This is a genomic window from Paenibacillus macerans, from assembly GCF_900454495.1.
GTDB classification, from domain to species: domain Bacteria; phylum Bacillota; class Bacilli; order Paenibacillales; family Paenibacillaceae; genus Fontibacillus; species Fontibacillus macerans.
On sequence record NZ_UGSI01000001.1, the window covers coordinates 2,142,477 to 2,155,313 of the forward strand.

At 55.8% G+C, this 12,837-nt stretch carries 10 protein-coding genes and 1 pseudogene; 7 read left to right on the forward strand and 4 right to left on the reverse strand.

All coding sequences use genetic code 11. The annotated features are described in order from the left end of the window. Positions 1–4: 4 nt before the first annotated feature. From DYE26_RS09725 to DYE26_RS09735, 3 genes are all read left to right on the forward strand, one after another. Positions 5–1,117, forward strand: a complete 1,113-nt coding sequence (locus DYE26_RS09725) for a YqhG family protein (protein ID WP_036623873.1) — start codon at positions 5–7, stop codon at positions 1,115–1,117. 160 nt (positions 1,118–1,277) lie between these two features. Continuing rightward, positions 1,278–2,324, forward strand: a complete 1,047-nt coding sequence (locus tag DYE26_RS09730; RefSeq protein WP_036623875.1) for a hypothetical protein — start codon at positions 1,278–1,280, stop codon at positions 2,322–2,324. Between the two features lie 429 nt (positions 2,325–2,753). After that, positions 2,754–3,950, forward strand: coding sequence for an IS4 family transposase (locus DYE26_RS09735; RefSeq protein ID WP_115311203.1), 1,197 nt, complete (start codon positions 2,754–2,756; stop codon positions 3,948–3,950). 253 nt (positions 3,951–4,203) lie between these two features. Here the strand turns inward: DYE26_RS09735 and DYE26_RS09740 are convergent. Further along, positions 4,204–4,476 (reverse strand): annotated as a pseudogene (locus tag DYE26_RS09740) (sigma factor-like helix-turn-helix DNA-binding protein); the annotation flags it as partial. Between the two features lie 22 nt (positions 4,477–4,498). Between DYE26_RS09740 and DYE26_RS09745 the strand changes: the two are divergent. Then, a complete protein-coding gene (locus DYE26_RS09745) occupies positions 4,499–4,645 on the forward strand; it encodes a hypothetical protein (protein WP_164815232.1) in 147 nt (48 codons plus the stop codon). Between the two features lie 36 nt (positions 4,646–4,681). Here DYE26_RS09745 and DYE26_RS09750 read toward each other — a convergent pair whose 3' ends face one another. Then, the gene (locus DYE26_RS09750; protein WP_036623880.1) at positions 4,682–4,897 is read right to left on the reverse strand and encodes a YqzE family protein; all 216 of its coding nucleotides are present in this window, start codon (positions 4,895–4,897) and stop codon (positions 4,682–4,684) included. A gap of 156 nt (positions 4,898–5,053) precedes the next feature. Between DYE26_RS09750 and DYE26_RS09755 the strand changes: the two genes are divergently transcribed. The 3 genes from DYE26_RS09755 to DYE26_RS33385 all read left to right on the forward strand — a co-directional run bounded on the left by DYE26_RS09755 (position 5,054) and on the right by DYE26_RS33385 (position 8,138). Next, positions 5,054–5,752 carry an N-acetylmuramoyl-L-alanine amidase family protein gene (locus DYE26_RS09755; RefSeq protein ID WP_036623881.1) on the forward strand — a complete coding sequence of 233 codons (699 nt, stop codon included), beginning with the start codon at positions 5,054–5,056 and terminating at the stop codon, positions 5,750–5,752. 126 nt (positions 5,753–5,878) lie between these two features. Continuing rightward, complete coding sequence (locus DYE26_RS09760) at positions 5,879–7,918, forward strand: methyl-accepting chemotaxis protein (protein WP_036623882.1); 2,040 nt, start codon at positions 5,879–5,881, stop codon at positions 7,916–7,918. A 67-nt stretch (positions 7,919–7,985) separates the two neighbouring features. After that, entirely contained in the window at positions 7,986–8,138 is a 153-nt protein-coding gene (locus DYE26_RS33385) for a hypothetical protein (protein WP_164815231.1), read from the forward strand. 537 nt (positions 8,139–8,675) lie between these two features. Here DYE26_RS33385 and DYE26_RS09770 read toward each other — a convergent pair. After that, positions 8,676–10,634, reverse strand: coding sequence for a hypothetical protein (locus tag DYE26_RS09770; protein WP_124332870.1), 1,959 nt, complete (start codon positions 10,632–10,634; stop codon positions 8,676–8,678). Between the two features lie 19 nt (positions 10,635–10,653). After that, positions 10,654–12,699, reverse strand: coding sequence for a TOMM precursor leader peptide-binding protein (locus DYE26_RS09775; protein WP_082207828.1), 2,046 nt, complete (start codon positions 12,697–12,699; stop codon positions 10,654–10,656). Between the last annotated feature and the right edge of the window lie 138 nt (positions 12,700–12,837).

Below are 12,837 nucleotides of genomic sequence, written 5' to 3' on the forward strand. Positions count from 1 at the left end.
CCGTATGACGATGACGAGCGAGCAAATCCGCAAGCTTGTGATGACGTATCTTGAAGCAACCGAGTGCCAATTTCTCGAAAAATCCCCCTATCATGTCACCGTTAAGCTGTCGCCCCGGGCCGACCGCGATTTGACGAACCGCCCTTATTATTGGGGGTTTATCGAACGCACCGGGGCCGAGCCGGAGACGATGTCGTTTTCGTTCATCTTCGACCCCGAGCGGCACCGGGAGGCCGAAGCCGGGCAGGCGGCCGGGCCGAAGCCGGGCAGGGGCGCTGCCGCCGGGCCGAATGCCGGCAAGGGCGCCGCGGCCGGATTTAGCGGCAGCGGTCCGGCAACCGCAGGCGCTGCGCCAGGGTCTGGCGGCGCCGGCGCTCAGGCAAACGCGCCAGGCCCCGGCGGCGCTGCCGGGGCCGGACCGCAGCCGGGCCAGTCGGGCCAGTCGCTGGAGGATACCCTCCTCGGCCGCTATTACGGCCCCGTGCGCCCGTTGCCGATCCTGGGACCGGGCCGCATTCAACGCGAGGAGCTGACGTTCGGCAGCTCCCGGCTAAGGCAGATCTTCGAGGCGGCCAAACGGGGCGGCCGCTACGTCTATCTGTTCGAGGAGCCGGGGACGCGCCAGCGCCTGGCCCTGCTTCCGGCCGCTTACGAACCGTGGCTTGGCGTCTGCTTCAAAGTCGAGTTCTGCTGCGACATGAAGCGGGAAGAGCTCCATTTCTTCGGCGTCTCTCTGCTAAGCGGAAAAATCGACGAAGCCTTTGACAAAAGACTATCCGGCGCCACGCTCGTCCCGCGCCTTCCGGAGAACGTCCATATCGAGCCGACGAAGCTGACCTTGGACGCGGGCCGGGCCGCTCTCGAAGATCGGTTGTCCGAACTTCTCGGCGCCTGCGACAAGATTTGGTCGATCCAGGCCAGGGAACGCCTGCGGGACGAGTTGGAGATTATCGAAGCTTATTACAAGGATCTGCTCAAAGACCCGGATGAGGAGCGGAAGCAGGCGGCCTTGAACCAATACGAAGCGAGGCGGGAAGAAATCCGCTGGCAATACGAGCCGAGAATTGTCGTATCCGCCTTGGGCTGCGGCATCTTTCACCTGCGTTCGCAGCGGTGACCAGAAATAGACCGATCTCGCTAAAAGACCGCAAAAATAGAAGCTGGACAAAGGCTCAAAGCGCGACAGGTTGCAACAACCTTTTTGCCCCGGCTTCGGTACAATGGACAAGCAATCGCAAAAGCTGACCACTCCCATCCCATATATAGGAGGGCGAACGATGTTTGGAACCATCCCCCGAAACATCACGATTACGCTGAAAATTTTATGCAGCATCGGACTGGCTTGCGCCGGCGGACTCGCACAGCCGGGAGAAGCCGCCGGCTATGCCGCCGCTTTAGCCCCGGGCGCAGCTTCCGAACCGGCCGCCGGCCTTCAAACGGCCGACAATGCTCCCGAGCAGCTCCGTATTTTTGCCGAGGACGCGATACGGAAGCTGGCGCAAACCGAACCGTTCAACGCCTGGCTTGGGGCAAAAACCGTGATCGAACCGCTTGGCCCGGGAACGCACAGCTGGCTGGTCACCGTTCTCCCCGGCGGATCCGGCGGCGATTCGCGCTTGAACGGTTACCTGATCATTTCGGCCACGTCCAATGGCCAATACAAACTGGTTGAATACGGGCTCGGCGCGCATAACGTGTTTGCCCCTTCCTTGCTGAAGGCCGCCCTAAAAAATAGCGAACTTGCCGCGGAGATGACGCCGGAGCAGCTCAGCCAAATCCGCGTTACGCCGCTGTATGCCGGCCCCGCCCTGGCCGAATGGATGGTCCGCCTGCCGGATGACGAATCGCCGCGGTTCATCCACGCCGCGGACGGGGAATGGCTGCCCGAAACGGCGGACACCTGGGACAAGCAAGCCGCCCTTTATCAAGCCCCCCGGCTCGCAGCGGGCAGCGGCCAGGCGGAGCTGGCTCCCGGCGAAATCCATTACACCGCAAGCCGGTTTAATCCTTACGACAATTTGCTGTGGATGACGCAAGGTCCGCTCCCGGTCAAGCAGGAAACGTTCATCCGCAAGCTTCAATCCAGCAAGCAGCTGATCTTCGCCGCATCGGGCCCGGAACGCACTTATTCGATTCCTATGCCGATATATGGGTACCAGACGTGGCAGGATGGCGCATCCTCCGGGACCGATGCCGCAGCCGGCGGCACCTCCCTGAACGGCCCCGTATATGTATTAACCGGCGAAGGCCCGTCGATCCGGCTTATCGCTTTGGATGCTCTGCTGAAGTCGCAGCCGGGCAAGTTCGTCGCTTATCCCGGTTAAATGAGCAAAACCGCCGAAGAAATTTCCTCGGCGGTTTCTTTGATATCGAAACGGGAGTAAGCTTGCGAAATTCTCCCTTCCCGCGAAAAATAGCGGAACTTTTTGTCCTTATTATCCGGAGCCAAGCATGTACAGCCCCATTAACAGCATTTTTAGTCCCTATTTTCGTATGAATGGCCCGGAACAAGGGCATTTCCTTGCAATTCGAAAAAATAGCGACATATTTTTCCTCTATATCGCTCAAATGGACGGATGTCACCGGAATAACGGCCTTTTTTGCACTAGCGTTGCATAAAACCTAACGCGAATAATCAAATATTAGTTAAATATGGGTAATTATGATCATTTTTCATGGAAAAAGCATAAAAAATCTCCTATTGTAAAGAGGTAGGTACGTTGTCCATAACTCTCTACAAAAGGAGACCATCCATGGATAACGTTAAAGCTAAAACGGTCATTCGTCAACTGATTTCCTTACTGCCCATCGATGTGCATCAACGTTTACTCTTCGACCATTACACCAAGAAACTTACCACGATGAAAGCGATCATGCTCTTCATCAATGCTCAGTTGAAACAATGGTCATCTTACGGTGAAATGGAAATTGCACTTCGTGCTGAGCCGAAACTTCAGCAGCTTCTACAGTTGGAGAGTATCAGCGGCTCGCAATTATCCCGAAAACTCGATCAGATCCCAACGGAGCTGTTGGAGTGGATGTTTCAGCATCTGGCATCACAAACACAGCAACGTGCTTGCCACCAGGGCCAGAGCGGGAAATTGCACATCATTGATTCTTCCAGCATTCGACTGCCGCTTCAACTTGGAAGTTGGGCCAAGATGTCAAATAAGAGTAGCGGCGTCAAGATGCATCTGCGCCTCGTTGTTACAGCTCCCGACAAGCTATTTCCTGATGCCATGATCCCCAGTTCGCTCAATGTAGGGGATCGTGCGGGGGCCGTTGAACTGGTCGTCCCCTCGGATGCGATCTATGTGATGGATCGCGGTTATGATGATTATGCCCGGATGGATCAATGGGTCCAGGACAACATCCAGTTTGTGATCCGTATGCGAGATCGCGCGCTTGCCACCGTCATTGAGGAGTATCCTGTTCCGGAAGGCTCGAGCATCACGCGGGACGCCAAGGTTTGCGTGGGCAGTTCCTTCCGATCCATGGAACATTCCGTTCGTTTGGTGGAGTTTTATGACGAGCAGGAACGGACTTATCGTATTTTTACATCGGTATGGGATAAGACCGCTGAAGAAATCGCGCAGATCTACAAAAATCGCTGGCTCATCGAGTTGTATTTTAAATGGCTGAAGCAACATTTGCGATTGAAGAAGCTGCACAGTCATAAACCACAGGCTATTTGGAACCAGTTATTCTTGGCTTTAATTACTGCCTTGCTCGTGGAGCACATCCGGCACAGCACCCAAACGGCAAAAACAAACTGGCAAGTGCTCCGGATTCTCCGCGAGTATTTGTACCGTTCATGGCGATCCTTTCGAACCGAACTGGATCGGAAACCCAGTCGAAGTAGTCCGGGGAGACGTCCGGGGTCAGGTCCCAAAGCGTTATCGGTGCGCACAATGGTTGGGATAATTAAGCCAAGCAAGTTCAAGGAATAATATCCATTATATACATTTAATGGGACATCACGACCTACGCATTAGGTAACCTTGACTTTTTGGTCTTAAGCTTAAAAAATGACTGTAAAAAAATCCATTTATAGTTTCAATAATCCAAATGTGGGTTTTGCTGAAAATTGATGTTAGTGTTCTTGCAACGCTAGTGCCTTTTTTGCCCCTATGTTTGTCTCGGAAGCTCCTCAGGCGAAACGCTGGTTCCTCCCCTCCGCAAATCCGCAAACCGCATAACCGTTTACGCCTTTCTGCGTTTTCTCTGGTAAACAGGCGGTTCAGCCAGCTTGATATAGAAATCGGTAATGTTGCCGTAAGCGTCGGATTCAATGTGGCAGCAGCCGGTCAGCATCATTTTCAGCATCTCGCGGCCGCGCTGCACCCGTGATTTGGCCGCCGAGTACGAAATGCCCAGGTGGCTGCTAAGCTGCTTCTGCGACATGCCCTGCAGCTCGGACAGCTCCAGCGCTTCCCGGTAAATGTCCGGCAGGCGGGGAATCGTCGATGCGAAGCAGGTAGAGGATAGCCTGCGGAGATTGAACACCGATTATATTGACCTGTATCAAATTCATAATCCCGACGTAGCGAGCCGTCTGCCCGAAGAATATCCGTTTTGGTCTTTCATGGAGGAAGACGATTCGATCATCCGCAAAGCCCCGCAAAAAGCCGGCCGGCATAACTAAAGGGTGCGCGAACATCGCGTACCCTTATCCGTTGTTCTACCCCTCGCCGGAAGAGGAATGCTCCTTTTCCTTTTTCCGTTTTACCGGAAGCTGCTCTGCCCATAAAGATACTGAAAAAGGAATCATCCCGAACCAGCGGCGTGTCCACGGTTCCTTCGGCCTGGAACGTTCCCGCCGGACTTCCCTGGGGGTTTCTACGAAATCGACAACTTTTTCGGTAATGTACTTTACCAGTTCATCGCCTTTGGCCATGCTAAGCTCTCCTTTTTTTGATATGCTCGCCTTTGCTTATCTCTAGTTTGCTCCGGGAAGCCGTTCCCTAAACCCGCCTTCGGCGGCGGTACATGCATGATTTGGGCACGGGAAGTTCAATCTATAAAAGAAATAAAACCTGAAAAGGGGAGTACCATGAAAATACGGATACGGTATCCGCTGGCGGGTCTGCTTATCGTCTCCCTTGCCCTCGGTTTGTGCGGAAGTCCCGCTGGTGCGGATGACAAGGATCTGCGGCACGTTTTTCCGGAGCCGGTCATCCTGATCGATGCGGGACACGGCGGCATTGACGGCGGTACCTCTTACGAAGAAATTATGGAAAAAGACATCAACCTCGAGATCGGCCGCCGGCTTTACGTCGTGCTGCGAAGCCACGGATACCGGGCGATTCTGAACCGGACGGGCGATTACGCCCTCAGCGACGATAACCGCTGGTCGCGCAGCCGTTCCCGCCATATGAGGGATCTGGCCCAGCGCAAGGAGCTGAGCGAGCAGCTTCCCGCTTCCATCGTCGTCAGCCTGCACGTGAACTGGGGCCGGAACAAATCGAAACGGGGACCGCTTGTCCTGCACCAGAACGAAGGGCGCAGCGCGCTGCTGGCCGCCTCCATTCAGAATGCCTTGGAACGGTTTTACAATCTGAACAGAGCTTCGATCCCTGAGATCGGCAAACCGTTTTACCTGCTGAAGCATGTCGAATCGCCTGCCGTCATCGTTGAAATGGGCTTTTTGAGCAATGCGGAAGACCGCGCCCAGCTGATTAGCCGGAGCGGCCAGCAAAAGATCGCCGAAGCGATTTACACCGGCATCGCCGAATATTTTACGGTGATGTAGGCTCCTTTTGGGTTAAATTTCCACTACATAACTCCTGCTCCGCAACCGATATATCTTTTCGTTAGCAGCTATAGAAAAAGAGAAGCATAGGGGAGTTGAAAAGTAGTGAGAGGAAAACCATCAGGAATGGCCGGAAAGATCAAATCTGTTTCATTGCGCGTGAAAATACCCTTTTTCGTCTGTTTATTGGTGATCGCGTCTTTGCTGGCCGCTTCCATTCTGACTTACCGGGAGGCGTCCAGCGTGGCGCTGAGCAAGAGCAAAGATGAAATCAACGTGATGGCCGACCGGCTGGGAGGCGGATTGTCGACGGCCGTCCAACTGCAGCAGCAAGCCACCTTCCTCATATCGGAGCACAATACGTTCCGCAGCCTGCTAAAACTAAGAGAATCCGGCGAACTCACGGATAAACAATTTTTCTCGTCAGCCAATCCTTATCTGGACCAAGCGAACGCAATTCTGAAAAGCAGTTTGGAAGGAACCGGGGACATCGATTCCTATTTGCTTACGGATGCCAAAGGGACGATTGTGGCCGGAACAAACGTGAAAAATATCGGGCAATCGCGATCGGACCGCGATTACTTTAGCGAAGCGCTCAAAGGTCAGCCTTACATCAGCGACGCCATCGTATCGAAAAGCACCGGCAAGCTGCTGCTCGCTTTTGCCCAGCCGATCAAGGATACGGACGGCAAAGTGCTGGGCGTTTTCGTAACGACGATCGACAGCCAGTTCTTTTTCAGCACGTTAGGCGAAGTTTCCATCAACCGGGAAGGCAGCATCGAAATCGTCAGCCGCGGCGGAACGGTATTATATAATTCCAAAGACCCTTCAAGAATCGGTACGGTCATTGCTGAACTCGCAGGTTCTGTAAAAAACACGGGGAGTCAAGAAATCGAAAAAACCAGTCTCGAAATGAACAACGAATACCTGCGGATCAACCGGATTCCGGGCCCGGACTTAACCGTTACGGTCGTCGATTCTTTGGACGACATTAAGCAGCCGATTAAGGTGATGCTGCGCAATACCGCTATTTTAACCTTTGTGATCATTCTCGTGGCTGTCGGCTTCGGCTTGTTGCTTTCCCGTTACATCGCGAAGCCGCTGACGCAATTAACCCATCTGTTCCGGCAAATGGCTTCCGGCGATCTTACCGTTAACGCGGACGAGGACCGCTATGAAGGCGAGCTTAAAATATTGGCGGGCAGCTTCAACCAAATGGTCGGCCGCAACAAGGACTTGATCCGGAATATGAACAAAACGATCGAGGTGCTTGGGACAAGTACGAAGGAGCTGGAAGCTTCCTCGAAGCAAACGGCCGTATCCGTCAGCGAAACGTCGGCCACTTCGCAGGAAATCGCCAAAGCGATGGATTCTCAAGCCCGGGAGACGGAACATATCGTGGACAAATTTTTCGGTTTCGGGGAAAGTTTCGAGTCCATGAGCTCGAAAGCTCAATCCGCCAAAGAGCGTTCGGAGGAAATCGTCGGCGTGTTCCATACGAGCAACGAAGTGGTGGACGAATTGATCCGCATTAACGAGCAAAACGAAGAACAAGTGAACAAGATTTCCGAGATGACATTCAAGCTGCAAAAAAGCTCGGAGCAAATCAACAGCATCACGGGCGCGATTGCCGAAATTGCCGCACAGACCAACCTGCTCGCGCTGAACGCGTCCATCGAGGCGGCGAGAGCCGGCGAGCACGGCCGCGGCTTCGCCGTCGTGGCGGCGGAAATCCGCAAGCTGGCCGAGCAAAGCTCGCGGCAGTCCGCTCATATTCAAGGTATCATCCAGGAAAACCTCGCGTTTGTGGAGGATAATTACCAAAGCGTGGCCCAGATTCAAAAGATCGCAGCCATGCAGGACCAGTTTGTCGGCCAGACGCGGCAAGCTTTTAACGTTATCTTTGATAAAACCGCCGACATTGCCGACCAGATCAAAAAGATGGCGGAAGAAGTCGGCCGCCTGGAAAGCGACAAGGACGAAGTGCTCGGCTCCGTCCAAAGCCTCTCGGCATCGGGCGAAGAGGTCTCCGCTTCCGTCGAGGAGGTTTCGGCCACGATGACGGAGCAATCGGCAACCGTCCAACAGCTCGCCGGTATGGTGCAAACCATTGACGGGCTGGCGAAGGAACTGACCAAGGCGGCGGCGCAATTCAAAGTGGAGTAGCGGATAGGGCCGCAGCTATTACGGCTGCGGCCCTATCCAGCGGCGGCCAGCCCGGCGGCTAGTCCGGGTGGCAGCCAGTCCGGCGGCGGCCTGTCCAGTGGCGGCCTGTCCGGCGGCGGCGGTCATGGCCGCGCATGGTCGCGGCGAATACGGCTGGGGCCGAAAAGGTACGGCGGTTACAGCTGTGGCGAATAGGCAGTGGCCGATACGGCCGCAGTGAAATACGGCTGCGGCGAATAGTCCTCCGGTTACGGTCGTCGCTATGAAATACTTCTCCATCGAGTTGATCGCAGCGAATTTGATCGCAGCCAGTCCAAACCATGCCGCAGCCCGCGAAACGCCGCGCGGAAAGGCCCTACGGTACTATCCCGCACCCTGGTAGAATACACAAAAGAATTGACCTGCGGTATGCCACCTTTAATACCTACGTTTTATCCCGCACCCCTGCACAATGCACCGCAGAATGCCCTGCGCCCCCCTGCCCCACCTAGTATTGCACCGCAGAATACCTGCGGTATGCCACACAGAATACCCATGCGGAAGTGCACCGTACCCTGCGAAATGCAAAAGTGCATGCGATATTCGTCGAAATCCCCCGAAACAGGTGGTTCAAATGCAAAAATGCAGTTCATACCCAGCCAAAATTGTCTTTTTTATCGAATGGCCCCAAATCAAATGCACTTTTGCATTTCAAACGCTCTAGAGAGGAAATCTGGAGAAAATCAAATGCACTTTTGCAGTTGGTTCATTCAAATGTTCACGATGTTCCACCTACCCGAAGCGACACGCCAAATACAGCCAGCTCTTTCAGGAACGGCTCCACAGCAAGATCTACCACGTTTAGATGATACCCGTCCTTCCTCACAACCTGCAGCGCGTCGAACAAGACCTCCGGTTGGAACGTTTCATCAATGCTGTCGATGTCAACAAGAACGGGAGCATCCTGTTTCAACTGCACAGAGGGAATCTCCAGCACGTTGGCGGGCCGGCAGACCGAGCCCGGTGGATCTTGCGTATTTTGCGCCATCATTAAAGCGGCTCGAAGGGCATTCCGCAGCGCAAATGTGTGATTAAGGCCGACACCGCCGTACCAAGCCCCGCCCGTTCCCGCCCAAAACACCGGAAACCCGGACACGGCTTCTCCCAAGCCGATCACCGGTTCGCCCCGCATGATGTTTAAAACTTGCAAGTAGTAGCGGCAGTGCTTATCTTCCACGTTCCCCAGCCGAACACAGGCGGCGGACGGCACTAGCTCTTGCGACTGCTTGTGCACCTGCTCCTGCCCCCGCTTCCCCTCATGCTCCCGCTTCTGCTCATGCTCCCGTTCGGCCGCCTGCTCCTGCTCCCGCTTCTGCTCGTACACCCGCTCTTCCGCCTGCTCCTGCGCTCGCTTCCCCTCACACTCCCGCTCTTCCGCCTGCACGCGGGTCTGTCCGCAGATCCGCCTGCGCAACGTTTCGCACAAATATGCTTCCAACCCCCGGCGGAGCGCCTCCGCCGCCGTCTCCCCCGCACCGATGCCGATAACCCCGCCGGTTTCGTCCAAAAGCGCTTCGGCCAGCCGCGATACATATGCTTCGATTCCGGTCAGTCCCGCTTCCCGGCGCGCTTCCTCATGCGTCAGTCCGGCGCAAACGAGGTCCGGCAGCAAGCTTGCGGGACCTTCCGACAACGGATCGGCTGACTGCACACGGCATTGAGCGAGCGGCAGCTGGCTTAAACCGCCCTCCTCCCAAGCGTGGAAAATCCCGATTTGCCCCGAGGTCAAGCGGCCGAAGTAAGAGAACCAGCCAGCCGGGAGGCTGCCTTCAAAGATTGGTTCGATTCCGCACTTAGTAATTTGCTTAAACGGTTGGTCGGAAGTCTGGTCAGTCGGGTGGTCGGAGGTTTGCTTGATCCGCTGCTCAGAGGTATGCTTGATCCACCGCTCAGGGCTTTTCTTGATCCACCGCTCAGAGGGTTGCTTGATCCACTGCTCAGAGGTTCGCTCAAACCAATGATCGGAAATTTGTTCGAGCCGCCGCCAGGAAATTTGCAGATTTTCGATGGGGATCCCCTTCCGTCCATGCGCGAACGGATGAGGGAAAAAAGCATGCCAGCCGCCTTCCAGTGTCTCCAAATCAAGCAGGTAGACTAAATTTCCCTCCCCCGCCCCACTCTCTCCCGCAATATACCGCAGCAGCCGGGAGACAAGCGCGTTGGCGAGCAGCGCGCCCGCCGCCACAGAAACCGGCTGCCGCTGCGGGCCTCGGCAAAGCGCAGTCTCGTGCAGCCTGCGCCAGGCCGACTCCCAGCCGCCTTCCAGGCCGGGCTGTACGAACGGGCCCGCCACCCCCGTCCGATGCAAGCAGACGGCGGGCAGCAGCGCCTTATTCTCTTCCCGGCAAGCCTGCTCAAGCAGCAGCAGTTCCCCGGGCTCCCCCTCCTGTGACGCATAAAGAATCGTTTGATGCGGCCGCACGGCATTCCGCCAGCCGGCAGCATCTTCCTGCCCCAAGACAGCTTCCCGCAGCTTCGCCTCGGGAGCCGCTTGGCGGGCCCCGCGCAGCCATTCGGCCAGAGGCTTCCGATCGGCGGAGGCCGAACCGGTCATGCACAAGTGGAAATCGGTGAACCCGGACCGGGTCAAAGCGGACAGAAGCGAAAAGAAAACCGGTCCGGAGCCAACGGCCAGGATGTCATCCGGCCGCACTGTTTGAAGCCGATGTGGACTCAAGTGGTCATTCCTCCTTGGTTTACACAAAAGGATGCGGATGCGGGTTAAGCTGCTCCAGCGTTAACGGTTCCGCCGCGTATCCGAGCTCCGCCGGTATCCTCAGCACTCTTTCCAGCCCGTTCAGCCGGATGAGCTGATGTCCAAACGTTATCGGCAGCATACCCGGGATCAACACTTTGACGCAGTGTAAACGATGGCGCGAAATTTCCGGAGACGTCTGGTCGATCACGATCACTTCGAGATTCAACCGTTCGAAGATTTGCAGGATGTCCTTCAGATCTTCCGTCAGATCGGAATGGCCGGCCTTCCGCCTAAATTGTTCCGCAAACGTCCGCATCGGCCGCCGGCCGCCCAGCAAAAAATCAAACCTTTCCTCCGCTTGCGGCAAACCGTTCAGCAAGGCATGATCCTCCATCTGCAGGACCAAATCGGGGTCATGGAACATGTCCGGCAACTCGTCCAGCCGCTCCGCAAACCGTTCGTTTAACGCAGCCGCCAGTCCGCCAAGCTCATGCACAGCGCTTTTCGCCGCCCGTGCCGGGTCAAGGTGAGAACCCGCCGCACAGATCAGATTCATGTTCCGAGGCTCCCTGCTTTTCGCCAGCGCCAAAATGGCCGGTATCCGGTTTTCCATCGTCATGTCAAACAAATAAACCTCATACCCGGCAACCGCTTGAAACCTTTCGATCATCAACCTTAGTTCCCGATCTTCCGCGGAATCGGGGTCCAGCCGCGGGACGGGCAATTGTCCATACCAGGTGATGAGAAACGCGTCGCGCTCGGCCACCTCCAAAATCCCGTAGAAAATAGCCTCCTCCAGGCTCCCCCCCAAAGCGCACCCGTTGGAACCTTCCTCGACAAAGCTCTCCCCGTAATTCCAGCTGTAATAGGCCAAGCACTCCGGAACCAATATAGGACGCCGCCGCAAAAAAGAATACCCCCAAACCCAGCCCATGGCGCGGTCCGGGTCAAACGGTTCGAACGGAAAATCCGGCGCCGCATACCGTTCCGGCTGATATAACCCCACTGTGGCGGGATCGAGCGCTTCCTCGGCGATCCGGTTATAGCTTTCGCGCACCATCGTGCGTTTGCTCCGCTGAACGAAACCGCAACGCCGCTCCAATCCTTCCAAAATGGCGGTCAGCCCGCTTTCCGCAAAACGATGGCTATGGCCCCCCGAAACCTCGTCTCCCGTCATCAACGAAGGCATATTCACATATGCCCCGGCAAACGGGGAAACCAGGTCAATCGACGCTTTGTTAAACACGCCCGTACGGGGGTCCAAATAGTCATGAATAAGCCCATCTTTCAGGTCGTCGATTCGGCGGGAGCGGTAACTGTCCGCGCTCGCTTTGGGCCTTGGCGCAAGTTCGATCCATGCCGCCAAGGCGGAATCGGCGGGAAGTTCTCCGCACACTTCGCATAACGGATCCGGCAGAACATAATGGAGCGAGCTCTCCAGCGTCTCCAGATTAACGATATTCAGATGATCCTGCGAGCGGGCTTTTTTTCCGCTAAGAACAAGACGGCACTCATTCACGGCGATATAAGCCGCATGAGCAAGCCCCGAGTACGAAGGAGGCGCTTTGGCGGAAGTTTCCTCCGGTTCGAGCAGCGAAAACAGCGAGGCCATGACATCGCTGCCGTCACGTCCGGCAATCTCCCGCCGCCGGTCCGCGCACCGGCAACACCCTCCTGTCTCCGGATGAACCAAAGGCCCAATCACCGCCTCACTCCCGGAAACAAGGCAGCGCAGCCAAGGGACGCCTTGTTGCCGCAGCGCTTCTTCCGCGTTGAGATCCGCCGCCGGATTTTCGCCGCCGCAAATCCATACGATAAGCCCCGTCTCCTCCGGCAAACCGCCAATCCGTCCACTAGGTTCACTAGGTTCATTACGCTCATTACATTCACTACGTCCGTTTTTCCATACGGCCTCATTTTGCGCGGACAGCTCTTTATAAACCAACTCGGCCAGCAGGCCCTCGCCGATCACCGCAACCGTCCGGCGATGCCGCCCGGAACCTTCGGCAGCGTCTTGCGGATTGCCGCCCTCCAACCTTGTCATTGTAAATCCTCCCATTTAAGTTCGCCTGTTTTATCCCTAATTTATGTTCCGGGCGTATGTATCGTTACGCAGAAAAATTAGTCGATGATTAGAATCGTTACATTCGTCCAATCCAAATTGGTCTATGCTCAATATATT